Source organism: Phytohabitans houttuyneae, from assembly GCF_011764425.1.
Classification (GTDB): Bacteria; Actinomycetota; Actinomycetes; order Mycobacteriales; family Micromonosporaceae; genus Phytohabitans; species Phytohabitans houttuyneae.
The window spans coordinates 556,710-580,857 of sequence record NZ_BLPF01000002.1 but is presented as its reverse complement, the minus strand read 5'-3'; the positions used below and the strand labels follow the sequence as shown (position 1 = coordinate 580,857).

Below are 24,148 nucleotides of genomic sequence, written 5' to 3'. Positions count from 1 at the left end.
GCGAGAACGAATACCACAGCGTGGCGAACGGCGTTTTTCGCTAAAGATCGCCTTCGAGGTCGCCGCGGTCGACCTCGGCCAGCAGCTGACGGTCCGAGGGCGCGGCGCGGACGAACGCGGCCGTGATGCTCGCCCGGCTCGTCGCTCCGAGGTTGGCCTTGATGGTCGCGATGTGCTTCTCGACGGTCTTCTCACCCAGTCGCAAGGTCCGGGCGATCTGCGCGTTGGTGCACCCCGCGGCGATGAGCGCGGCCACCTGCCCCTGCCGGTTGGTGAGGTCGGCGACCGAGCCGAGCTGGGTGGGCTCGTCCGCGTGCTGTTCGACGTCGGGCAGGCGCAGGGCGCCCAGCTCGCTTCGGCGGCGCAGCCCCAGGGCACGCAGCGCCGCGGCGACGTAGGTTTCGACCGTCCGTACGCCGAGAAACAGGTGCGCGGCGATCTGGCGGTTCGTCATCCCGGCGGCGGCCAGCGCCGCGACCTCGAGCTGACGGGGTGTCAGCGGCACGGACAGGCGTTCCGTCGCGGACCGCAGCATCGCCACCGCACGAGCCCTGATCGCGGTCGTACGCAACTGCGCGGCGACGGCGTCGAGGGCCGCGAGCTCGCTGAGCGCGTCCTCCCGGTCGCCGCGCACGAGAGCGCCGGCGAGCGTGGACCACCGCGCGCGGACGAGCTCGATCGCCGTCCCGGAAGCCCGCGCGGTGCCGATCGGATCCGCCGGCATGCCGAGCAGGCTCCGCATCCTGGCGAAAGCCGCCTGTTGCGCGTTGGACGTCATGAGCGCGCCGACGTCGTCGACGAACCTCGCCGCACCCGCCCGGTCGCCGTCCGCGAGCGCCGCCTGGAACGCGATCTCGTAGGCGCGGACCCGGTCCTCGTTGACCAGCTGGAGGTCTCGAAGGTCGCCCGCCGCGGTGAGCACGCGCCGCGCGCCGATCGGGTCGCCGAGCTCGGCCAGGCTCGCCGCCATGAGGTGGATCCCGGTGTGCGCGGCGATCGGCCGGCGTGCGCGCCACGTGCTGGTGAGCAGCTCCCGCTCGATCGAGCGCAGGTCGACGGGCTGGGCGCTGATCTCCGACACGAAGCACTCGGTCGCGAGCGCGAACGGCAGCCACGGCGAGTTCGGATCGCGCCGCAGCCCGGGCAGCGCCGCGACGACCAGCTCGCGCGCACGCTCGAACTCGCCGAGGTGCTGCAGCGCGAACGCCTCGAAGAACTCGACGACAGGCACCCACGCCATCAGGCCGTACCGCCGCGCACCCGCGCCGAGGCGCCCGAGATAGTCGGACGACCACGCGCTGTGCTCGCTGAGCGATCCGATGCCGGCGGCGTGAACAGCGAACGGGAGGGCGGCGGCGAACCGGTCACGGTGACGCGCGGCCGCCGACAGCATCGACTCCGCACCCTTGGCGAAGCGCTCCGTCAGCGCCGACTGCTCGGCCCAGGTGTGGCCGGTGCCGGCGCCGTCGACGCAGAGCCGGCCGAAGGCCACCGCGGTCAGCTCCAGGAGCCCGGCCGGGGTGTCGTCGTCGCCAGGTGCGGGGATCGAGAGGTCCAGGCCGGCGAGGCGCCCCTGCCAGACCGACGTCAGCAGCCGCACCGCGCGCACTCCACGGGCACCGCCCCCGCCGCCTCCACGGTGGACATCCGGCGCCGCGCGTCGTCGTCGCGGCCGACGAGCATCTCGTACGTGGCCATCCGCAGCTGGGCGTCGACGTCCTCAGTGCCCGCGCGGAGGATGTCGACCACGCGTGCGAGTGGATGGCGCGTGAGCGCGAGCCGCTCACCGGCCAGCAGCTCGGCGAAGCCACGGCTCCTGGCGGGCCCGGGGGCCGGCGGCTCATCCGCGAAAGGCGTCACGCCCGCAGAAACTAGCGGACCGCCCTGACCAGCGCTGTCAGATGATCGTCACGACGTCCGGCTGCCGGCCGAGCGCGTTGCGGGTTGATGCAAACTCGGCGCACCCCGCCCACAAGACGATCGCCGGGAGGTTCTATCGACCCTCGTAAGCGGCGAACGATCAGGGCGGGAAGGGGACGGCGTCGATGCGGTTTCAGGTTCTGGGACCGCTGGAGGCGTACGCGGACGGCGGGCCCGTCGAGCTGGGCCCGGCCCGGCAACGCACGGTCATGGCCGCGCTGCTGGTGGAGCCGGGCCGATCGGTGAGCCTCGACCAGTCGATGGAGCGCGTCTGGAGAGACCGGCCGCCGCAACGTGCCCGGCTGACACTGCACGGCCACCTTCTGGTCTATCCACGCGCCCAGGTCCTGTACCCGCACCGCGGTGGCGCCACTTCGCGTCTCGGCCTCGGTGAGGCAGCCGGCCTGGTAGGAGGTGCTGACGAGTCCATACAGGACCGGCGTGGCTCCGCCGAACATCGGCGCTCCCGCGTCTCCCTTGCAGAGGCCGCTTTCGGCGATCCGGTAGCTGGCCTGGTCGGCGGTCTGCACGGTGAACGTGTCGTACGCGGGTGTCCCGCTCAACAGCAGGGCCGCCGTCAGGGCGGTGCCGGCAGCGGCACCACGACGCCGCTTCACCACGAAACGCATAGCTGTCCCCCAAGTCGCACACTGGCCTGGTCACTATGCGGCCGGCTGTTTGCCTCTTCCTTGCACGCGAATTGAATCCGCAGCTCAGAGCCGGCTTGTGATCACTGTGAATCTTCGGGCGCCCCAAACATCGACGAACGCCAACACTCCGCTATCGTTCCGTGAGTAATCGATCACGGAGGGCTGCCGGGTGCGGAGGTTCGACTACATCGTCGTCGGCGCGGGGTCCGCGGGCTGTGTACTTGCCAACCGGCTGTCCAAGGATCCCAGCGTCCAGGTGCTGCTGATCGAGGCAGGCGGGCGGGACACCCATCCCCTGATCAAGGTCCCCAAGGGCTTCGCGCAGCTCATGGACAGCAAGCGGACGGCGTGGCAGTTTCCCGTCCGCCCGTTCCACCCGACCGCCCGCCCGGAGGTCTGGCCGCGTGGCCGGACGCTCGGCGGATCCAGCTCGATCAACGGCCTGGTGTACAACCGCGGCCAGCGGGCCGACTACGACGAGCTCGAACGCTTGGGCAACCCGGGCTGGGGCTGGGACACCATCGGTCCAATCTTCACGAAGATGGAGCAGACCGGGCTGTCCGTCTCGGCGGTCACCGGCACCGACTCCGACGGGCTGTGCGAGGAGATGATCGCCGCAGGGGTCAACCTGGGCTGGAGCCACGAGCGGGACCTCAACGCCCACGACGGCGAGCGCATCGGGTACACGATGGCCACGATCCGGAACGGCCGCCGCGTCAGCGCGGCGGCGGCCTTCCTGCACCCGGTGCGGCGCCGGCCCAACCTGACGGTGGCGACGGACACCCTCGCGCTGCGCGTCCTGATCGACAAGGGCAAAGCCACGGGGGTACGCATCGGGCGGCGTGGTCGCACCGCCGACGTCACCGTCTCGCGCGAGGTCATCCTCGCGTGTGGCAGCATCGCCACACCGAGGCTCCTGCAGGTGTCCGGCGTCGGCCCCGCCGACGTGCTCCGGGCTGCCGGTGTCGACGTGGTGCTGGACCGCCCGAACGTCGGTGCCCGGATGCGCGAGCACCGCGTCTTCAAGCTCCAGTTCCGGCTCGCGGAGGACCTCGGCTACAACCGGCGGCTCAACACCCCGTTGCGCCAGGCGACGGCCGGCCTGAAGTACCTGGTCACCCGCGAGGGCCCGATCGCCGCACCGGTGTACGACGTGCTCGCGTTCGTCAAGACCCGCCCCGACCTCGACCGTCCAGACGCCCAACTGTTGATGGCGCCCTTCTCCGCGGGACCGCAGCTGCCCGGAAAGCAGCTGCCCCTGGAACGCGAGCCGGGCGTCAACTGCCTGGGCCACGTGCTGCGACCGGACAGCGAAGGCAGCGTGCGCATCACGTCGTCGGACCCCGAGGCACCGCCCGAGATCGTGCCCAACTACCTGGCGACCGCGCACGACCGGGGCGTCGGCGCGGCGGTCTTCCGCCGCATGCGCGAGCTGTTCGCGACGGAGCCCATCGCCGGGCGGATCACGGCCGAGACACTGCCCGGCAAGGCCGTGCAGGGCGACGACGACATCATCGACGCCGCCCTGGAACGCGGCTACTGCGGGTACCACGCGATCGGCACCTGCGCGATGGGACCGAACGACGACGACGTGGTCGACGGGCAACTTCGGGTGCGCGGTGTGGCCAACCTACGGGTCGTCGACGCCTCTGTGCTGCCCATCATGGTCTCGGGCAACCTCAACGGTCCGGTCATGGCCATCGCCTGGCACGCCTCGGACCTGATCTTGCACTGACGGACCGCTCAGAGGATGCGCGGCACGTTGCCGACCGTCCATCCTGTACCGATCCGCACTCCGCTGGGTGGGCGAGGAGCTGGCTGTCGGCCAGGGTGCCGGTCGACCGCCACGCCCGCAGCTCGCCGCTGGGGTACTGGGCCGCGCCGTCGCTGCGCGCGTCACCGGTGAAGTCACCAGTCGGGCGGCAGGATTACCACCGCAGCCAGTCTTCGCACTCCCATGCGTTCGCGGGGGGCCAGCTCGTCGGTTGCTGACGCGAGCCCCACGTCGCCGGTGTTCGAGACCCGCAGACCCTGGCACGGGGTGCTTGAGGCCGGATTGCACCGCATTGAAATCCGCTGCTCGGGACCGCTGGTACGCGGGAGCGCGGGCTGAGGGGGAAACCCGGCCCGCCTCGACGGGCGGGCCGGGAACCCCACCGGCTACCTGTGCCGGTTTCTGATGCGGATCGGCTCGGAGGCCGCCGACCCCGGGGCGTACCCCGTGGCGCGGGCGGTGACCACGACCCGGATCTGCTGTCCCGCGTCGGCCGGCCGCACGACGTAGATCGGCAGGGTCGCCCCCGGGATGTTGACGCCGTTGCGCTGCCACTGGTAGCTGAACTTCGCGCCCTCGACGGACCACTTGCCGGGAAGCGCGATCAGGCCGAGGTCCAGCAGCGAGATGATGCGCGGCGGCTCGATGTTCCTGATCGGCGCGGGGCCGACGAGCTGGCCGACCCCCAGCGCGCCGTGGTCTGGTACCCCAGGCTGGTCGGGTCGGCCCAGGTCTGGATCGCGGTGCGCACTCCCGCGGCCGCGTCGTTGACCTGGAAGTCGAGCCCGTGGAACGTGGCCGGCCCGCCGTACGTGAGCAGGCTGATCGCCGCCTCGACGACGTAGCCGCCGTCGACCCGGGTGGTCGCGGACCGCAGGCGCGCGGCCTGGGATGCCTCGTCTCCCGTGCCGAACGACACCACGTTGTTGGCGTTGATGCGGATCTGGGTGTCGTCGCCGCGGTACGCGCCGTTCTTGGCGTTGCCGGCGTCCACGAAGAACTCCACCGAGTCCTGCGCCCACGGGTCGGAAGCCGACACGTCGATCACCGGGTCGGCCACCTCGGCCAGGACGTAGAGCGTCTGGTCCTGCCAGAGCGTGCGTACCGTCGCGATCGCACCGCCGTCACCCTCGACGGACTTGGCGGTCGTGACCGCGTTGGCGTCGGCCCACACCTGGTCGACCGTGCCGTCGACCGTCACCGCGCTGCGGGCCTGCCGAACCTCCAAATAGGACAGCTCCTCGACCAGCGAGAGCGTGCCGGTGACGCCCGGACTGTTCCAGCCGACCGTGCTCGCGCCGTCGGTGGCCCGTACGTCCAGGGCGAGCGTGTCGCCCAGCGCCGCTCCGGACAGCGGCAGGTGTGCCACCACGGCGTACCCGCCGTCGCGGGCGGTGACCACGGCGCTCGCGCCACCGGCGGTCGCGCCGTCACGGCCGACGGTGTACGTGGCATCGCCGAGCTCGAACGTCACCGCGTCCGCGGCCTCCACGTCGCCGTCGGTGACGGTGACGTACGCCGTGAGGTGATCGGGTGCCCAGCGCAGCTGGAAGCCGGCCACCTCCTCGACGGGGTGCAGCGGAAGCTTGGACCACTCCAGCGACCTGGTCGCCGCCGCGTCCAGCGGGACCGTGCCCGCGAACACGTTCGCGGTGCGCAGCCGGGGTGGCAGGTCCTGCCCGCCGACCGCGCCGTAGTAGGCCGGCTTCGCCCGCAGCGAGTCGTTGAAGATCAGCGGGGCGCCGTTGGCCGACCGCCAGCTGCGGCCGTCGGTCAGACCCCACACGGTCACGGAGAACATGTCGTCGGCGTACTTGCGGAACACGTTGAACGCGTCCCGGAAGTAGTACCCCTGCTCGATGCGGAGCGCCTCGGTGACCGGCGTGCCGGTCGGCACGTCGAACTCGGTCACCGCCTGCGTGACCGGCATGTCCTCGAACGCCGCGAGCGCGTCGTCGAGGGCGGAGACCGGCATCGAGAGGTTGACGTGGAACTGGTGCCCCACGCCGTCGACCGGAACGCCGCGGGCGAGAAGCCGCTCGACCAGGGCAATGTAGCGGCCCCGCTTGCCGGCCTGCTCGGTGTTGTAGTCGTTGATGAACAGCTTGACCGGGCGGGTCACGCCGTCCGCGGCGTAGACCTCGTTGAACGCCTCCTCGGCGTACTGGAAGGCGAGATCGATGTACTGCTCGCCGAGAATGTTGTACCAGTTGCTGCGGCGCAGGCCGTCGGCGAAGTCGCCGGTGTCGGCGATCACCTCGTTTACCACGTCCCACGCCACCAGCGGGTTGGTGTCGCTGCCGAACGGGCCGTAGGTCTCGCTCATGTGCTCGGCGATGGCGAAGACGTGCGTGCGCAGCCGGTCACGCAGGACCTGCTGGTCGGCCGCCGAGTTCGTCAGCGGCTCGCCGGCCTCGTTCTGGAAGAACCACGCCGGCGTCTGGCTGTGCCAGACCAGCACGTGCCCGTACACCGAAAGGTCGTTCTGCTGCGCGAACCGCATGATCGCCGTGGCCTGCTCGTGCGGGGTGAAGGCGCGCTCCGCGTTGTACCAGGACTCGGGCTTCATGTGGTTTTCGGCCGTGACCTGGTTGAAGTGGCGCAGCAGCAGCTCCGACGGACCGCCGGCGGTCTCGCGGCTGTCGATGGCGACGCCGAGCGGGAAGTCGACGGTCTCGTGGATGCCGGTGAGGTCCTCGATGACCGGGGGCTCGGGCACCCGCACGAGGACGTCGTCGACGAGGAAGGGGCTCGTGTTGCCGGTGGCCCCGTTCTGGTAGCGGGTCTCGAAGTAGAGGAACGCGCTGTCGGCGACCGGCGCGGTGAAGCTCGCCGTCACCTGCGTCCACCCCGTGTTCGTGATCGTGTCGAACCGGGCCAGCGTGCTGAACGACTGGCTGCCGCCCGCGCTGCTCTGCAGGCTCAGCCAGATCTCGTCGGTCGGCTGGTCTTCGGCAAACCGGAGCCAGGCGCTCAGCTCGTACGTCGCGCCGCCCTCGATCTGGCCGGTCACGTCGTGCCCGATGCCGGCGCCCTGGTTTGGCCGGTTCGTCACCAGCGCGGCGGCCGCGCCGCCGTGCGCCACACCGCTGAGCTCCAGCGCCGGCGCGCCCTGGCCGCCGTCGCGCGGCACCCAGCCGTCGAACCCGTCCTCGAAGTCGGTGTCCAGGACCACCGTGCCCGGCTCGGGACCGCCGTCGCCGGGCGCGGTGATGAGGATGTCGTCGACGATCAGCGTATACGGCGCGGCGAGGTTTTCACTACCGATGTAGATCTGGAACTGGGACGGGTCGGTGCCCTCCGGCGCGGTCCAGCTCCCGGTGAGGGTGGTCCAGCCGGCGGCGCTCACCGATCCGTTTCCGATCCAGGTGAAGGCCGGCTTGGCGACGAAACGGACGCCCGGCGTGCCGGCGGTGCCTTCGGGAAGCCGTGCCCGCATCGACAGCGTGTACGTGACGCCGGGCTCGAAGATCCCGGCCGGCGACTGGATGCCTTCGAAGTCGTTGTCGCGGTCGACGATGTGCAGTGCCTTGCCACCCTCGGGCTGGTCAGCCACCTCGAGGGTGACAGAGCCGCTCTGGGTCCAGGTACCGGTCGTGCCGTCCTCGAAGTTGGCGGCGCTGACGGTGACCGTGTCCGCTCCGGCGGCCAGGCCGGCAACGGCGACCGAACCGGTGACGGCCAGACAGACCGCCACTACCGCTCTCAATCTGCGCGAAAACCTATGTTTGCGGCGCATGGGCATGCTCCTAGATCGGGCTTTTTTGGGGCGCACCAACGCCCGGCGTGCCCAGGCACCAGGAGATGGAACGGCCCGCATCTTATCGATGTCCTATGCGGCCGTCGATGCCCGCGGTCCCACCGTCCACTTTGTCCAGATGACATCGAGGAGTGCCGGCGAGCGGAACACTCGCCGGCCTCCGCGCCATGACATGCGGCAAGCCGATCGGCCGATTGACAATGGCACCGACCCCACGAGACTTTGACGTTGGTCGATTAGTTTACGGTCCGGGAGGCAGCACCATGACGGGATCGTCGGCGCGTAGAGCGATCCGGTTCGCGGCGATGGTCGCGGCCGTGCCGCTCGCGGTGGCCATGTCGGGCACCGCGAGCGCCGCGCCGGACGCGGCAACCTCCGACCCGGGCGGCGTGACCTGCGAGTACATCGTGTTCGGCGCCTGGTCCGGCGGCTTCAGCGCCGACCTCAAGATCGTCAACAACGGACCGACGATCAACGGCTGGACGGTCCGCTGGACCGCGCCCGTGCCGACCAGCAACGTGGTCGGCTGGTCGGCGCGGATGACCCAGCAGGGTTCGCAGATCGTCGCGGTCAACATGGTGTGGAACGGCGTGGTGCGCACCGGCGAGACGCGCGCGTTCGGATGGAGCGCCACGGCGCCGTCAGCCGACGTGCCGACCGACATCACCATCAACGGCACGCCTTGCTAGGGCGCGGCCACTGACGTTTCCGGATCCGGCAGGGCCTGGTCGCCGGGAGACCGGCGAACCACAGTGGACACCGCACTAGCCGAGTCGTCCTCGCACCCGCTCGGTCTCCGGCACGCCCAGCGCCGCGTAGATCTCCAGCGCCCGCCGCCACCACGCGCACGCCTCCTCGCGCTCGCCGAGCAGGTCGAGTGCTTCGGCGCCGCCGTCCAGAGCGCGCGCCAGCTCGAACCGCTCGCCGGCCGCCTCCGCAAGGTCGGCCGCGGCCCTGTGGTGGCCCAGCGCCGCCTCCAGCTCCCTCAGCGCCCGCAGTGTCTCGCCGAGCGTGTTGAGCGTTTCGATCTCCAGGCCGCGGTCACCGGTCGTCCGGCTGATCGCCAGCGCCCGGTGCAGGTGGTCGCGCGCCTCGTCGAGCCGCCCCTGCCGCCGGTGCACCGCACCGATCGTGCCCAACGCGCTGCCCTCACCGCCGCGGTCACCGGACTCGCGGCAGTGCGCGAGCGCCCGCCCCAGGTGGGCCAGAGCGTCGTCGTGGCGGCCGAGGAGGCTCTCGACCGCGGCGAGGTTGCCCAGCGCGTACCCCTCGAGGCGCCGGTCGCCCACCGCCACGAAGAGTTCGGCCGCCCGGCGCTGGTGTTCGGCCGCCTCGGCGTACCACCCAAGCCGCCTGAACAAGGTGCCGAGGTTGACAAGCTGCGAGCCCTCGCCGTGCCGGTTGCCGGTGCGCCGGTAGCCGGCCAGTGCCTCGGTGAGGTGAGCTTTCGCCTCCCGGTAGTCGCCGAGCCGCTCGTGGACCAGCGCGAGCCGCGCGAACGCCCGCGCCCGCCCTTCCGGATCGTCGAGCTCCTCGTATCCCGAGATGGCGCGCTCGAAGTGCGCCCGTGCCTGCTTGTGGTTGCCCAGCCACCAGTGGATGCCACCAAGGTTCGTGAGCACCGCCGGAAGGCCGCACGCCACACCCGACCCGCCCTGTGCGAGAGCCGCCGAGAGGGCCGCTTCGTGTACCGCGAGCGCCTCCTGGTAGTGACCGCCCACCTCGAAATGGCGCCACAGGATCCGGGACAGCTCGACGCTGTACCGCCCCCAGCCGTGCGCGGCCGCGTGCCCGGCCACCGCGACGAGGTTGGAGCGCTCATCGTCGAGCCAGGCGGTGGCGGCGACCGGCTCGTCCAGCACCGGCCGTGGCGTACGTGGCGGCGCGACCGCGGGCCGCCCCCGCCGTTCGTGCGGGAAGAGGGCGTCCATCGCGGCGCCCGCGGCGCCCAGGTAATGGTCGAACAGCCGGGTCAGGGCCGCCTCCGGCTCAGCGCAGTTGGCCGCGTGCTCCACGGCGTAGGCACGCAGCAGGTCGTGCATCCGGTACATGGCGGCGCCGGCCGGCTCGACAAGGTGTGCCCGGCCGAGTTCGGCGAGCAGCAGCCGCGCCTCGGCGAGGCCGGTGTCGGCCAGCGCGGCCACCGCGTACGCGTCCACCTCCCGCCCGGGGTGCAGGCCGAGCCGGGCGAACGCCTCCCGGCCGGACGGGGAGAGGTGGCGGTAGGACCACGAGAACGCGGAGCGGGCCGCGGTGCGCGGGTCACCGGCCGCGTCGAGCAGGTCGAGCCGCGCCTGCTCGTCGTGCAGATCCGTGGCGAGGTCGGCGAGGGGCATCCCGGGGTGGGTGGTCGCGAACTCGGCGGCGATCCGCAGCGCCAGCGGCAGGTGGGCGCAGCGTCCGGACAGCGCCGTCGCGGCCGCCGGGTCCGCGTCGACCCGGGCGCCGACGAGGGTACGCAGCAGGTCGACCGCCTCCGCGTCGGTGAGTGCGCCGAGGTCCAACCGGCGCGCTCCGTCGCGCGCCACCAGGCCCGCCAGCGAGTCGCGGCTGGTCACCACGGCCAGGCATGAGGGGGTACCGGGAAGCAGCGGCCGGACATGGTCGGCGCTCGCGGCGTTGTCGAGCACCACGAGCACCCGCCGGTCGGCGAGGACCGTCCTGAACTGCGCCGCACGCTCGTCCGGTTCGCCGGCGATCTCCCCGGCCTCGACGCCGAGCCGCCGCAGAAACCCGGCGAGCGCGTCGGCCGGCGCGACCGGCGGACCGGGATCGTAGCCGCGCAGGTCGACGTAGAGCTGGCCGTCGGGGAAGCGGCCGGCGACCCGGTGCGCCCAGTGCACGACAAGGGCTGTCTTGCCCACCCCGGCCGTGCCGGTCACCGCCGCGAGACGGGCGTCGCCACCGACGAACGCGTCGAGCGCGGCCAGCTGCGCCGCCCGGCCGGTGAAGCCGAACACGTCGGCCGGCAGCTGCCGCGGTACCCCGGGAGACCCGCCGCGGCGCCGCTCCTCCTCGACCCGGTCCCGCACGGTGGCCAGCGCGCCCTGTTCGGCCGGGGTCGCGCCGAACAGGCGGATCAGCGCGTCGAACCGCCCGGTGGGCGGCAGGATCCGGCCGGTGAGATATTCGCCGATGATGCCGCGCGACCACCCGGTGGCGGCGGCAAGCTCCCGGTAGGTCAGCTCGGCGCCGCCGGTACGGCGGGCGTGCCGGCGGCGCAGCGCGCGAAGAACCCGGGCGAGGTCGTCCAAAGTACGTGGCTCGACCTCGCCCCACAGGTTCAGCGAATAGACACGGCGGTCAATGGATAGAGCGTACGCATCACGCGGCCGGGCAGGGCAGCCCGTCGACGGTGAAGCCGCTCGGTGGGACGGCCGCCACCCCGCCGCCGGAGAAGCCGACGGTGATCTGGCCGCCGGGTCCGATCCGGGCCGAGTAGGCCAGCGGGGTGAGCATGCCGCTGTCGCCGTCCCGGGTCAGTGCGCCGTTGAACGCGCTGCCCGCCGCCATCGTCGCCGGCAACGTGAACCGGATCGTCCAGCCGGTGGTGGCGACCGCTGTCGTGTTGACGAGCGTGACGTTGGCGACGAACGACCGCCCCGTGCCGTAGGAGATGACCTGGGTCCGGCAGGTCATCGTCGCGGTGAGCGCGAGGGTCGTGAAGCTGACCGGGTCCGAGCGCACGGACTGGTTGCCGTTCGCGTCAAAGGCGATGACCGCGAACGTGTACGTGGTGCTCGGGCTCAGCCCGTACATGGTCTGGAACCGTTCGCCCCACCCGACCGTGCGGATCGTGGTGAAGGCGCCCCCGATGAGTTGCTGCAGGTGGTACCCGGTGACCCGGACGTTGTCGGTGGCCTCGCCCCAGAAGACGGTGGCCACGGTGGTGGTGAGGCTGACGCCGTTGGACAGCGGCGTCGGCGGCTTCGCCGGCGGCACCGCGTCGGGCGCGGCCAGCGTGGTGAACGTGACCGGCGCGGAGTACGCGCTGCGCGTGTTGTCCAACCCTTCGTGCGGCAGGGAGTAGACCCGGAACGTGTACGTGGTGGCCCGGCTGAGCCCGCTCAGCACGAGGTGGCCGGACGATGCGCGGGTGTACTCCCGCCACGCCCCGTTGACGTTGCGCTCGACCACGTCCTGTGCGGCGAGGCCGTCACTCAGCCAGTCCAGCTCGGCGCTGGTGTCCGCGACGTAGAGCGCCTTGAGGTTGGTCGGCGTGGCGAGTGGGGTGGCGGCGTGGGCGGGTGCCGGTGCCAGTGCGGAGGCCAGCACGACGACCAGCACCGGTACGGCGGCGCGGGCGAGGCGGCGGAGCACGGAAACCTCCTAAGGTCGATCGATGGCCGCCAGTGCGAACGGGCGCCCAGGCCCGAATGATCCGTCGATCCGCGCGCCCGCCGGCGCGATGCTGGACGTGATTGGACACCGTTGGACGCCTGCTCTGGCAGGATCCGAGGCATGACCGGAATTCCCGCACGACTGTCGATAGTCACGCTGGGCGCCCGGGACATGGGCGCGCTCCGCGGCTTCTACCGGACGCTTGGTTGGCAGGAAATGCCCGGCGCCGACGACACCTGGGCCGGCTTCCTGCTCGGCGGCGTACTGCTGGCGCTGGCCCCGATGGGTGACGTCACCGACGAGGCCGCACCCGGCAGCCCTCAACCGACCGGCTGGTCGGGCGTCACCCTCGCCTGCACCGTCGACACCCGCGACGACGTCGACCGGGTCTTCACCGCAGCCGTGGCCGCGGGCGCCACCCCGGTCGCCGCCGCGACCGATCGGTCCTGGGGCGGCCGCTCGGCGTTCATCGCCGATCCCGAGGGCAACCGGTGGGAGATCACCTGGGGCCCCGAGGCCGCCTTCGACGAGCGCGGCGCCCTGCTTACCTGGGGCTGACGAGGTCAGTCGCCCGCCGCCGCCGGCCGGATGACCGCGACCGGGCACGAGGCGTGGTGCAGCACCGACTGGCTGGTCGACCCGAGCAGCAGCCCGGCGAACCCACCGTGGCCGCGAGACCCGACCACGACCATGGCGGGGCGCTCATCGGCGGCCAGCAGCGCGTCGGCGGCGTTGGCCTCGACGGTCCGCGCCTCGACCGGCAGGTCCGGGTAGCGCTCCCGGCCGGGCCGCAGCGCGCCGGCGAGCACCTGCTGGGCGGCCTGCTCGTACCGCTCCCGGTTGTAGCCGCTGCTCAACATCGCGGCCGCTTCGGCCGGTCCGGTCGGCAGTGGGACGCTCCAGGCGTGTACCGCCACCAGCCGGGCGCCGAGCCGGCTGGCCTCGGCGAACGCGAACGCCACAGCCGCGTTCGAGGGCTCGGATCCGTCGACGCCGACGACGACCGCGCCATCGGAGGGCGCTTGGCCGCGGACCACCACGGTCGGGCAGTGGGCGTGCGTGGCCAGCTGGGAGCTGACCGAGCCGAGCAGTAGCCCGGCGAACCCGCCGTGGCCGCGCGAGCCGACCACCACCAGGTCGGCTTTCGTCGAGGCGTCCACCAGCACCGCGGAGGCACCGCCGGGCTCCAGGTCGGTGGTAACCGCGGCAGCGTCCACCCGGTCCCCGGCGACCTGGCGCGCAGCCTTCAGGACGGCCTCACCCGCGCGGAGGTAGTCCGCGAGATCGCCCTCCGACGCGGGATCGGCCGCGAAGAACGGGATCGCCGGTACCGCCATCGGCGCGGGATGAGCGTGGACGAGTCGCAGCCGCCCGCCGTGGTGCTGGACCCGGGCAGCGGCCCACCGGACCGCCGCGTCCGACTCGACGGAACCGTCGACGCCGACAACAACAAGATCGGACATCGCCACCTACAAGTGCTTAACCGAGGTCGGCCAACTGGCCGCGCAGTTTGACCAACGCCTTGCTCAGCAGCCGGGACACGTGCATCTGCGACACGCCGATCTGCTCGGCGATCTGGCTCTGGGTGAGGTTGCCGTAGAACCGCAGGATCACGATCTTCTGCTCGCGCGGGTCGAGTGTCGCCAGCGCGGGCTCCAGCGCGACCTTCAGCTCCGCCTGCGCGAACTCGGGGTCCGCCTCGCCCAGCATGTCGCCGAGCTCGGAGCCGCTGTCGGAGGACATCGGCGTGGACAGCGACACGCTGTTGTACGCGCGGGCGCCTTCCAGCCCTTCCAGAACCTCTTCCTCGGTGATGTTCAGGTGGGCGGCGACGTCCGCGACCGTCGGCGAGCGGCCCAGGCTGTGCGACAGGACGGTGTTGGCCTCGGAGATGGCCAGCCGCAGCTCCTGCAGCCGCCGCGGCACCCGCACACCCCAGGTCCGGTCCCGGAAGTGGCGCTTGATCTCGCCGATGATGGTGGGGATCGCGTAGCCCACGAAGTCGACACCGCGCTCGGGGTCGAACCGGTCGACGGCCTTGATAAGACCGATCATCGCGGTCTGGACCAGGTCGTCGAGGGGCTCGCCGCGGCCGTGGTAGCGGTTGGCCAGGTGCTGGGCCAGCGGCGCGAACGCGTTGATCGTCTGCTCCCGCAGGGCAGGCCGCGACGGGTGGCCGGCGGGCAGCGCCGACATGGCCGCCAACAGGTCCGCGCCTTCGCTGCGCGGCTTCGGCTCCTTGACCGCGCTGGCCGGGGCAGCGGTGGTGGCGGAAGGGGAAAGAAGGGTGTCAGTCACGGTGGGTCCTCCCATAGTGGCGTCCCTCGTTTCCGGGGTGCCGGTCACCTTGATCACCCTCACGGTAGACCATTCAGCCACTCGAAGGGTAGCCGAAAGGCTGAGTATTTTAACAGACTAAAGCATGGAAAACCGCGCAGATCGCCCAACGGTTGTTCGGTAGGGTCTCGGCCATGCGGTACGGCGCGCATCTACCGTTGATCGACTTCGAGGATCAGGGCTGGCAGCCGCGAGCTTTGGCCTCCTACGCGGCCGCGGCGAGGCACCTGGGGTACGCGTGCGTCACCGCCAACGACCACCTTGTCTTCCAGCGGCCCTGGCTGGACGGCCTCGTCGCCCTGGCGGCGGTGGTGGAGGCCAGCGGCGACCTGGAGCTGGCCACCTCGGTGGCGCTGCCGGTCGTGCGCGGGCCGGTGGCGTTGGCCAAGGCGGCCGCCGCGCTGGACGTCGTGTCCGGCGGCCGGCTCGTCCTCGGGGTGGGGCCGGGCTCGTCCGCGCACGACTACGAGGCCGCCGGCGTGCCGTTCGGCGAGCGGTGGCCGCGCTTCGAGGAGTCGATCCAGGTCCTGCGGGCCTGCCTGACGGACGGCGCGCCGTTCGAGGGCCGTTTCTACGCGGGCGGGCCACCGCTGCGGCCGCGCCCGCCGCGAGTGGACGGACCGCCGATCTGGGTCGCCAGCTGGGGCTCGGACGCCGGCCTGAGACGCGTCGCGCGCCTGGGCGACGGCTGGGTCGCCTCGGCGTACAACACGACGCCGGCACGGATCGTGGACGCGCGCGCGAAGCTGGCCGCCGCGCTCGAACGGGACGGCAGGAGCCTCGACCGTTTCCCGTGCGCGCTGGCCACGATGTGGACCTACGTCACGGACGACAGCCGCGCCCGCGACACGCGGCTGGCAGAGCTGGCGGCGATGCTGAACCGGCCGGTGGAGCAGCTGTCCGGCCGCGTGCTGGTGGGCCCGGCGGAGAGCTGCGCCGCCCTCGTACGGCGGTACGCCGAGGCCGGTGTCGACCGGATGTTCATCTGGCCGTTGGCCGACGCCGAGGTGCAGCTGGCCCGCTTCATGCGGGACGTCGTGCCCCTGGTCTGACGCCAGCCCGGCTGCTGGGTCGGGTTCTACGATCGGGCAATGCCCTCGCGGCGAAGGGCATCCGCGATCACATCCGCGTGAAGGTCGACGTGACGTCCCGGAAGGTGCCGTGCTCGGCGGAGTCGTGGATTGCGGTCATGACGTCGACGATGTGTGCGGCGAGGTCGCCGTTTGCGTGGTGTGGGCGATTGGTGCGGATGCCGACGGCCATGTCGCAGATGCCGATGCCGCGTCCGTCGGTTGGGGAGTCCGGTGTGGGGATGGTGGTCCAGTCGCTGTCGCTGGTGGCGCGTAGGCGTACCGGGCCGGTGAAGGTGTTGGGGTTGGGTGCGGCGAGGGTGGCTTCGGTGCCGGTGATTTCGAAGAAGTCCTGGCGGGGCAGGGTCGCGTCGAAGCTGAACACGACGGTGGCGACCGGGCCGGAGGCGTACTCGATGAGGGCGGTGACGTGGGTGGGCACGGTGACCGGGAAGCGTTGGCCGGTGCGGGGGCCGGCGCCGATGACGCGTTCGGGGAATCCGGTGCGGTTGAGCGCGGCGACTCGGGTGACGGGTCCGAAGAGGGCGGCGAGGGCGGTCAGGTAGTACGGCCCCATGTCGAACAGCGGACCGCCGCCGGCCTGGAAGAGGAACTCCGGATCGGGGTGCCAGCGATGGGGTCCGGGGCCTTGCTCGAGGACGATCGCGGACAGTGGTGTGCCGATCCGCCCGTCCGCGACCGCCTGGCAGGTGGTCTGCATGCCCGCGCCGAGGAAGGTGTCGGGCGCGCCGCCGGTGCGGACGCCGGCGGCCTGCGCCGCGGCGAGCACGGTGCTGGCCTCCGTCGGGGTGAGGGCAAAAGGCTTTTCGGTGTACACGTGTTTGCCTTCGGCGATCGCGGCGAGTGCCACGGGTGCGTGTGCGGCTGGCACGGTCAGGTTGACGACGAGTTCGACCTCGTCGTGGGCGAGCACGGTGTCCAGGTCGCCGTGGACGGGGACGCCGTAGCGGGCGGCGGCGCTGGCCGCGCGGGCCGGGTCGAGGTCGGCGCAGGCGACGACGCGCACCTCCGGCCGGTTTGCGAGCGTGGCCAGGTATTGGTGGCTGATCGTGCCGCAGCCCACGACGGCCACACCGACCGGGTTTACCGCCATGCCTACCTACCTGCCTCACGGTCGCTCGTGGGTTGCGGCACCCCCAGGGCGGGCCGCGGCCGTTGACAACATTAACTTCGCCCGAAGAGGTGATCGATCCCATCGACTACGCCTGCGTCGAGTCGTACCCGATGCGCAACACAGTGCGTCCGTACGTCGAACAGACCGTCGACGAGCTCGCGGTCGCCGACATCCGCGCCGACGTCAGGTTCACTGTGGACAATGTCCGGATGCTGTACCTGCCGGCGACCCGGAGTCAGTACGAAAAGACAAACCGGCGTGCGGCTCACGCCGTACGCCGGTTTCCGCGCACGCATTTACGCAGAGACCTTGACGTTCGTCGATTGATGGGCCATCTTTCTGCCATGTTTGGCGCGCTCTCACGTCCCACTCGACGCCTTCTCCTGGGCCTCGTGGCCACGGTCACCCCGGCCGCGCTCCTCGGGGCGGTCCTCGCCGTCCCCAACGCCGGCGCCAGTGCCACACCGCTGGCCGTCCTGAGCACCGCCCCGCCCTCGACCGTCCCGCCCTCCACGCCGTCCACGTCGCCGTTTCCGCCGAACCCGCCGACCAACCTGACCGCGACAAGCGTCAGCCGATTTTCGATCACGCTCAGCTGGACCGCCGCGCGACCCGGCTGCTGCCCGGTCACGGGGTATCGGATCTCCTACATCGAGGCGTTCTACGACGTCGGCAGCAGCATGACCGTCGGCAACGTCACCACGGCCACGCTGACGGTCAAGTCCGGTACTGAGTACCTGATATATGTGACGGCGGTGGACTCCCAGGGACGTACGTCGTCGCTCTCGCCGCCGTTGAAGGTCGTCACGCCGGTGACCGACACCGGTCCCGACACCACGCCACCCGCGGCGCCGACCGGGCTGGTGGCCAACGACGTCACCGGCGCGAGCGCCGCGCTGAGCTGGTCGCCGTCGACCGACAACGTGGGCGTGACCGCGTACAACGTGTACCGGTTCGACGGCGTTTTCATCTCCTCGCTGCTCGCCACGGTCACGGGCACCAGCTACACCGTCGCGCTGGAGTCACGGCGCTTCGACTACTACGTCCGTGCCCGCGACGCCGTGGGCAACGTGTCGATCGCGTCCAACGTGGTCACCCTGACCGGCACAGGAACGTCACCACCGTCGGTGACCACCGCACCGCCGGTCTCGCCCACCTCGTCCAACCCGCCGAACAGCACCTGCCTGGTGCGGTACGACGTGGAGGCGACCTGGACCGGTGGGTTCGTGGCCAGGGTGACCGTCGCCAACACCTCGCCGGCGCCGGTCAACGGCTGGATCCTCACCTTCACCTTCGGCGGCGACCAGCGCATCCGCAGCGCGTGGAGCGCCCAGTACACCCAGACCGGAGCCGACGTGACGGCGCACTACATGGACTGGAACCGGACGATCTCGGCCGGCGGCAGCGTCTCCTTCGGCATGCACGGCTCCTGGTCGGCGAGCAACGCGGCACCGTCGACGTTCGCCCTGAACGGCTCCCCCTGCCGCGCGATCATCGAGTAGGTCCCGAGGACAACAGGCGCCCTCCCGAAGACCATTCGGGAGGGCGCCTCCGTTCGTCCGTAAGGTGTCGGGCGAGTCGTGTGCGGATTGGACGGCGCGGCGGTGACAATCGCCGGATGAACGCCGTCGCTCAGTTCGCCGCCGTGGTCGCGGGGCTGATCCACGTCATGATCTTCGCCATGGAGAGCCTGCTGTTCACCCGGCCGGCCGCGCACCGCAGGTTCGGTGTGCGGGCCGATGATGTGGCGGCGGTCCGGCCGTGGGCGTTCAACCAGGGTTTCTACAACCTGTTCCTGGCGGCCGGCGCGCTGGGAGGGCTGTTCGTCCTCTGGGGCGGCGCTGAGTCGGCGGGGCGGGCGGTGGTGGTCTTCGCCTGCGCCAGCATGCTCGCCGCCGCGCTCGTGCTGCTGGCCACCAACCTCCGGATGGCCTCCGCCGCGGCCGTGCAGGGACTGGCGCCGCTGGTCGCCCTCGCGTTCGTCGTGTTCGGCTGAGCGCCCGTCCGTCAAGGAAGAAAGGGGGCGCGCCGCCTCCGGCTCTCAGTACGTGAAGGTCCAGAGGAACCAGTACGAGTAGCGCTGCTCGCAGTAGTACCAGTCCCACGAGCCAGCCGCCGCACCCTCGAAGCCGTAGTTGTTGCAGAACGAGTAGTCGAAATAGACACCGCGCAGCACGCCGCCCGGCGGGTCCGCGGCGGCCGGGGTGGCGCCGAGCCCGACAATGCCACCCAGTGCGAGCGTCGCCGCCACGGCCAGCGTCGCCAATCTACGTCCGCGCATGAAGCCTCCCTCGCGAGCGTCCACAGTGCACGGCGACTTTCCGTCGAGCCGGGCACCAGGACATCGAAGTCTGTAAAAATAAGGCTCACATGGGCCAGACGCGGCGCGGCTCCCGACAACGGCCAATGCCGCCGCGATGATCCGCCAGCACGCGCTCGGACGAACGGGCATTCATCCTTGTCAATAGCTGAATGCGCGAGCCGCGAAAAGACGGGCGGGCCCGGTTTTGTGCCGGGCCCGCCTGTGTGGGTGGTGTTTAGCGTTGGAGGGTGAGGAGGCCGGGGCGGTAGGGGAGTAGGCCGTAGTCGCCGCCGGAGTTGGGGGAGCGTCCTTGGTAGAGCAGTCGGAGGTTGCAGGGGTCGATGGTCATGGTTTGGTCGGCGTTGGTGCGGATGAGTTCGCCGTGGCTGATGTCGTTGGTCCAGGTGGCGCCGCTGTTGGCTTTGCCGGCGAAGGGGTTGTTTTCGGTGGTGGCTTGGGGGGTCCAGGTGCCGCCGAGGTTGGTGGCGGTGAAGGAGCGGAAGTAGCGGCCTTGGGAGCCGATGGCTTCGACGATCATGAGGTAGAGGTTTTGGTTTTGGATTTTGTAGACCTGGACGGCTTCGAAGAGGTTGTTGGTGCTGTCGGTCATGATCGTGGTGTAGTTGCTGCCGAAGCTGCCGGGGAAGTTGCCGATGGGCATGCTGGCGCGGTAGATGCGGCCGTTGTCGCCGGCGAAGAACAGGTACATGTTTTGGCTGTCGCCGATGAGTGCTTGGTCGATGGGTCCGGTGCTGGAGTTGGAGATGCTGCCGGAGAAGAGGGTTTGGTGTGCTGACCAGGAGTTGACGTTGGTGGGGTCGGTGGAGGTGCGGTAGGAGAAGGCGGGGCCGCCCCATTGGTAGGCCAGGACCCACAGGTTGCGGGGGGCGAAGTAGAACAGTGAGGGTGCGACCGCGGAGAACGGCATCTGGTTTTGGCTGGCCGAGCCCATCTCGGAGAAGTTGGTGAACAGGCCGAAGTTCATCGACCCCCACGAGGTGCCGGTGTCATGGGTGGTGGCGTAGACCAGCTGCCGACCGTTGTACGGCGCGTGCGTGAAGTCCTTCAACGACACCCACCCGGACCGCGGGTTCGCCAACACACCCGACGACGACCACCGGTAACTCGACGGCAGCGAACACCCATTCGGCGGCGGCGTCGTCGGTCCTGTGGTCGGATTCGTCGGCGTCGTCCCGCCCATGCGGACCAGCTGCCACTGCTGGTTGGTGCCGCCCCAGTCGCGGTACTGCACGACGTTCGCACCGTCGTTGGTCGCGGCGCCCTGCACCTCGACCGCCTTGCTGCTGTTGCGGTTGATCAGCCGGACGTAGCCGCCGTCCGAGTCGGCGAGGCGGAACTGCTGGTTGGTGCCGTTGGTGTCGGACCACTGCACGATCGCGCCGCCGTCGGCGGTCGACCAGTTGTACACGTCGAGCACCTTGCCCGAATGGCGGGACTTGAGCCGGTAGTAGCCGCTTCCGGAGTCGACGAACTGCCACTGCTGCTGGGCGCCGTCGTTGCGCGTCCACTGCGTGATCCGCGCGCCGTCGTTGGTGGCCAGGTTGTACAGGTCCAACGCCTTGCCACTGTTTCGATTCACCAGCACGTACCACGCGGTGGTGTCCACCGTGGCCGCCGACGCAGACGTCGCGGCGACCGTGATCACGCCGCCGCCCACGACCACCGCGGCAGCGACGGCGGCTAAACCAGACCGCCATCCGCGCCGCCACCTCGCATTGCGCGCAGACCCAACCGGCATAGCGTCTCTCCTTTCGAGCATCTGGGACCGTGCCGTGGGGCGCGTCGCTGGCGGCGCGGACACCGGCGACCTGTCACGACTTGTTAGCGTTAACAGTTCCTCAACGGCGGGGTTCAGGAATGAACTTGTAGGACTGACAGCGACTGTGAACGATAACAGTGACATCCGTCAAGATGTAACGGGAATGTTTCGGAAGAAGTCTCGGCCCGGCGCCGTCAAGCTAAACCGATCCGGCACAAGGCTTCGGCGTCCGGTTCGAGCTGCGCAAACCGCCGCGGCACGGGGTGCCACGGACTGCGGCGGGACACCTACCGCAAGCCTTACGGGAGGCTCAGCGCCGCGGCACCGGACCGGTGCTGGAGCGCAACGAGACCGGCGGGATGTACAGCCGGTGTCGCCGCGCCGCCCCCGGCGTGGCGATGCTCTCCAGCAGCAACGTCACCGCCTCGGTGCCCATCTCCACGATCGGGACGTCCGCGGCGGTCAGGGGCGGGCGGAAGTCTTCGGCCCAGTGCCTCGCGGCAACGCCGGTGATGGAGAAGTCACGCGGCACGACCAGCCCGGCCGCGTCCAACGCCCGCTGCATGCCGGGCAGAGCCGCCTCGTTGACCGTCGCGATCGCGGTCAGCTCCGGATGCGCGGCCAGCAACTGCTCGACACACGCCTCCCCCGCCGCGGCGTCGTCGCCGCAGCACACCTCGACGCCGGTGAGTCCCCGGTCGGCCACGGCCGCGGTGAAGCCGGCGAGGGCGCGATGGCCCGGCCCGTACCCGGCGGCGACAAGCTCGGCCGACCGGTTCACCAGGGCGACGTGCCGGTGCCCGAGGTCGGCCAGGTGCTCGACACAGCGGGCGATCAGGCCCGCGTAGTCGACATCGACCCACGCCGTGTCGTGCGGATCTGCGGTACGGCCGATGGTGACGAACGGCAGCCCGGTCTGCTGCAGGCGACTCACGCGGTCGTCCTCCAGCCGGATCTCCATCAGGATCACGCCGTCGACCCGCCGGCCACTGACGATCCGCTCGAACGACCGATCGTGGTCTCCGCCCGACGGCGAGAGCAGCACGTCGAGGTCGACGCGCGCGGCCGCCTCCACCACGCTGGCCACGAACCCGAGCTGCATGTCGGTCAGCCGCTGGCTGGCCGGCGGGATGACAAGCCCGAGCGTGTGGGTGCGTCCCTCCCGAAGGGCGCGGGCGCTGGCGTTGGGGCGGTAGCCCAGCTCGTCGATGACGGCTTGAATCCGCTGCCGGGTCCCTTCGGACACCGCCCGCTTGCCGCTGAGCACGTACGAGACGGTGCTGCGCGACACGCCCGCCCGGCGAGCGATCTCCCCGATGTTCATCCCACTCCCGGCCCTCGAACCGATTCGCCCGCCCATTCTAGTGAGGGGTCGTCCGGCGCCGCTCGTGCGCGGCGGCGAGGATGAGGTAGCTGCTGGCGGTCCAGGTGTACGCACGATCGCGCAGGCCGGCGCCCGTTTCGGCGTCGAAGTTCTCGGCGAAGCCCGACTTTTCGCACAGCGCCCGGAAGCGCTGGCTGACCTCGTCGGCGAGCGTGGTGTACCCCGCGCGCCGCAGGCCATCCTCGATCAGCACGGTCGAGGGTGCCCAGATCGGGCCGCGCCAGTAGCCGTCGGCGGTGTAGTGGCACGAGTCGAGCGGCTCGGTGGCCAGGCCGTGCGCGGTCAAATGGGTCTCGATGCGGGCGGCGAGCGCGGCGGCGACCGGGCCGGGCAGGTCGTCCCCGAGCACGATCGGCATGAGGTCGAGCAGGCTCGTGCTGGCGTGACGCTGTCCCGTGCGGGCACCGCGGGCGTCGAACCGGTCTCCGGTCCACAGCTGGTCGAGCAGGGCGGCGCGGATCTGCTCGGCCGCCTGGCTCCACCGGGTGTTCGGTTGGTCAAGCTCCGCGGCCAGGTCGGCCAGGCAGCGCAGCTGCACGACGAGGAACGCGGCGAGGTCGGCTGTCTCGATGACCCGGTCGCCGTCGAAGGTGGTGGCGTTGTCCCAGCCGCTGTCGTTGCCGTGCTGGTAGTGCGGCAGCTCGTGGCCGGGCACCCGGCGGGCGGTCAGCCAGAACCCGGTCCACCGGGCCAGCCGCTCGTAGGTCTCGGTGAGGGCCGCCCGGTCCACGGGCGGGTCGAGGCGCTGCCGGAGATGCCGCAGCGCCCAGCCGTGGATGGGTGGCTTGACGTAGTTGTAGAGGATCTCCGAGTGGGTCACCGAGTCGGGCAGCGCGCCGGCCGGATCCTGGTGGTCGAAGGGCAGCTGAAACTGGTGCCACGCCAGCTCGGGGTCACCCGCGGCCAGGGCGATGGCGTTGAAGCAGTGATCCCAGCTCCAGACCTTGTCCATCCAGTGTTTGGACATCAGCACGGCCGGCCGGGTGACGAAACCGGCGGGCGCGACGGTGGCGGACCACAGCACGTAGGCGGCCAGCTCGGCGGCCGGTGTCTGTGCCGTGCGCCAGGGCGCGACAGCGTCGACGAAGCCGGCGAAGTCCGCGGCGGCGTGGCGGTGAAGCTCGTCGAACGGGACGTTCTCGGCGTACGGGAGCCGAGCGGTCTGGTACTCCTCGATGGCGATCTCCCACGCTCGCCCGGCGTTCAGTGTCAGGGATCGCGGTGCGGCACCCAGCGCTTCGACACCCTCGGCCCGGTCGAGGTCGCCGCGCAGCACGGTGACGCGGTACCGGCGGCCGGTCTCGTAGGACGTGAACACGTGCGAGCCGTCGACCGGATCGCAGTAGAGGTAGGTACCGCTGAAGGGGGTGAGCGTGCCGGCGGCAGCTTCCACGCGCATGCCGAGTCCGTCGCCGCGCAGGCGGACGGTGTCCGGGCCGTCGTAGACGAGCTCGACGCGGCCACCGTCGTGGCGCCAGGTCAGCAGCGCGGGTGTGGCGACGGCGGTGGCGGGCGCCGACGGCGTGAACCGGAGGATCGCGTGCAGCCCGGTCTGGTGCGAGACAAGGTGCAGGTCGTCGGCGTACGTTTTCTCGGCTACCACCGGGGAGACGTTGAGCCAGGATCCGCGGTAGCTGAACGGGATGTCCTGGAGCGAGAACGCCGGACCGGATGGGGCGACGGTCATGGGTGGCA

19 protein-coding genes are annotated in these 24,148 nt (G+C 70.9%); 6 read left to right on the top strand and 13 right to left on the bottom strand.

Features of this window, described 5'->3' with window-relative positions:
* Positions 1–40: 40 nt before the first annotated feature.
* From Phou_RS26010 to Phou_RS26000, 3 genes are read right to left on the bottom strand one after another with little or no spacing between them, the layout of a single operon-like run.
* Positions 41–1,600, bottom strand: coding sequence for a LuxR family transcriptional regulator (locus Phou_RS26010; RefSeq protein ID WP_173060044.1), 1,560 nt, complete (start codon positions 1,598–1,600; stop codon positions 41–43).
* Positions 1,588–1,860: a hypothetical protein gene (locus tag Phou_RS26005; protein WP_173060040.1), complete on the bottom strand. Its 273-nt coding sequence runs from the start codon at positions 1,858–1,860 to the stop codon at positions 1,588–1,590. The genes Phou_RS26010 and Phou_RS26005 overlap by 13 nt, the downstream gene beginning before the upstream one ends.
* An 11-nt stretch (positions 1,861–1,871) precedes the next feature.
* Entirely contained in the window at positions 1,872–2,549 is a 678-nt protein-coding gene (locus Phou_RS26000; RefSeq protein ID WP_173060037.1) for a hypothetical protein, read from the bottom strand.
* 190 nt (positions 2,550–2,739) lie between these two features.
* Here Phou_RS26000 and Phou_RS25995 point away from each other — a divergent pair, with 190 nt between their 5' ends.
* Positions 2,740–4,305 carry a GMC family oxidoreductase gene (locus tag Phou_RS25995; RefSeq protein WP_173060034.1) on the top strand — a complete coding sequence of 522 codons (1,566 nt, stop codon included), beginning with the start codon at positions 2,740–2,742 and terminating at the stop codon, positions 4,303–4,305.
* A gap of 643 nt (positions 4,306–4,948) precedes the next feature.
* On the opposite strand, the gene Phou_RS25990 is transcribed toward Phou_RS25995, so the two are convergent.
* Positions 4,949–8,041, bottom strand: coding sequence for an endo-1,4-beta-xylanase (locus Phou_RS25990; RefSeq protein WP_173060031.1), 3,093 nt, complete (start codon positions 8,039–8,041; stop codon positions 4,949–4,951).
* 326 nt (positions 8,042–8,367) lie between these two features.
* On the opposite strand from Phou_RS25990, the gene Phou_RS25985 reads away from it, so the two are divergent.
* Positions 8,368–8,793 (top strand): cellulose binding domain-containing protein, encoded by a 426-nt coding sequence (locus tag Phou_RS25985; RefSeq protein WP_173060028.1) that lies wholly within the window; start codon positions 8,368–8,370, stop codon positions 8,791–8,793.
* 75 nt (positions 8,794–8,868) lie between these two features.
* Here Phou_RS25985 and Phou_RS25980 read toward each other — a convergent pair whose 3' ends face one another.
* Both Phou_RS25980 and Phou_RS25975 read right to left on the bottom strand, forming a co-directional pair.
* The gene (locus Phou_RS25980; RefSeq protein ID WP_173060025.1) at positions 8,869–11,358 is read right to left on the bottom strand and encodes an ATP-binding protein; all 2,490 of its coding nucleotides are present in this window, start codon (positions 11,356–11,358) and stop codon (positions 8,869–8,871) included.
* Between the two features lie 70 nt (positions 11,359–11,428).
* Entirely contained in the window at positions 11,429–12,424 is a 996-nt protein-coding gene (locus Phou_RS25975; RefSeq protein ID WP_173060022.1) for a cellulose binding domain-containing protein, read from the bottom strand.
* Positions 12,425–12,565: 141 nt separating this feature from the next.
* Here Phou_RS25975 and Phou_RS25970 point away from each other — a divergent pair, with 141 nt between their 5' ends.
* Positions 12,566–13,003: a VOC family protein gene (locus Phou_RS25970; RefSeq protein WP_173060018.1), complete on the top strand. Its 438-nt coding sequence runs from the start codon at positions 12,566–12,568 to the stop codon at positions 13,001–13,003.
* A 5-nt stretch (positions 13,004–13,008) separates the two neighbouring features.
* On the opposite strand, the gene Phou_RS25965 is transcribed toward Phou_RS25970, so the two are convergent.
* Together Phou_RS25965 and Phou_RS25960 are read right to left on the bottom strand one after the other, a co-directional pair.
* On the bottom strand, positions 13,009–13,908 hold the full coding sequence (locus tag Phou_RS25965) for a universal stress protein (RefSeq protein ID WP_173060015.1): 900 nt from the start codon (positions 13,906–13,908) through the stop codon (positions 13,009–13,011).
* Between the two features lie 16 nt (positions 13,909–13,924).
* Positions 13,925–14,758 carry a SigB/SigF/SigG family RNA polymerase sigma factor gene (locus Phou_RS25960; RefSeq protein ID WP_173060013.1) on the bottom strand — a complete coding sequence of 278 codons (834 nt, stop codon included), beginning with the start codon at positions 14,756–14,758 and terminating at the stop codon, positions 13,925–13,927.
* A gap of 158 nt (positions 14,759–14,916) precedes the next feature.
* Between Phou_RS25960 and Phou_RS25955 the strand changes: the two genes are divergently transcribed.
* The gene (locus Phou_RS25955; protein ID WP_173060010.1) at positions 14,917–15,834 is read left to right on the top strand and encodes an LLM class flavin-dependent oxidoreductase; all 918 of its coding nucleotides are present in this window, start codon (positions 14,917–14,919) and stop codon (positions 15,832–15,834) included.
* A gap of 67 nt (positions 15,835–15,901) precedes the next feature.
* On the opposite strand, the gene Phou_RS25950 is transcribed toward Phou_RS25955, so the two are convergent.
* Positions 15,902–16,966 (bottom strand): Gfo/Idh/MocA family protein, encoded by a 1,065-nt coding sequence (locus tag Phou_RS25950; protein WP_173060007.1) that lies wholly within the window; start codon positions 16,964–16,966, stop codon positions 15,902–15,904.
* A gap of 413 nt (positions 16,967–17,379) precedes the next feature.
* Here Phou_RS25950 and Phou_RS25945 point away from each other — a divergent pair, with 413 nt between their 5' ends.
* Positions 17,380–18,489: a cellulose binding domain-containing protein gene (locus Phou_RS25945; protein ID WP_246273869.1), complete on the top strand. Its 1,110-nt coding sequence runs from the start codon at positions 17,380–17,382 to the stop codon at positions 18,487–18,489.
* Positions 18,490–18,605: 116 nt separating this feature from the next.
* On the top strand, positions 18,606–18,983 hold the full coding sequence (locus Phou_RS25940; protein ID WP_173060004.1) for a DUF1304 domain-containing protein: 378 nt from the start codon (positions 18,606–18,608) through the stop codon (positions 18,981–18,983).
* Positions 18,984–19,028: 45 nt separating this feature from the next.
* Here the strand turns inward: Phou_RS25940 and Phou_RS25935 are convergent, their stop codons facing one another.
* The 4 genes from Phou_RS25935 to Phou_RS25920 form a co-directional block, all read right to left on the bottom strand.
* Positions 19,029–19,268, bottom strand: a complete 240-nt coding sequence (locus Phou_RS25935; protein WP_173060001.1) for a hypothetical protein — start codon at positions 19,266–19,268, stop codon at positions 19,029–19,031.
* A gap of 256 nt (positions 19,269–19,524) precedes the next feature.
* Positions 19,525–21,048 (bottom strand): non-reducing end alpha-L-arabinofuranosidase family hydrolase, encoded by a 1,524-nt coding sequence (locus Phou_RS25930; protein ID WP_173059998.1) that lies wholly within the window; start codon positions 21,046–21,048, stop codon positions 19,525–19,527.
* Between the two features lie 331 nt (positions 21,049–21,379).
* Positions 21,380–22,393, bottom strand: a complete 1,014-nt coding sequence (locus Phou_RS25925) for a LacI family DNA-binding transcriptional regulator (protein WP_173059995.1) — start codon at positions 22,391–22,393, stop codon at positions 21,380–21,382.
* A gap of 37 nt (positions 22,394–22,430) precedes the next feature.
* Positions 22,431–24,140 carry an amylo-alpha-1,6-glucosidase gene (locus Phou_RS25920; protein WP_173059992.1) on the bottom strand — a complete coding sequence of 570 codons (1,710 nt, stop codon included), beginning with the start codon at positions 24,138–24,140 and terminating at the stop codon, positions 22,431–22,433.
* Between the last annotated feature and the right edge of the window lie 8 nt (positions 24,141–24,148).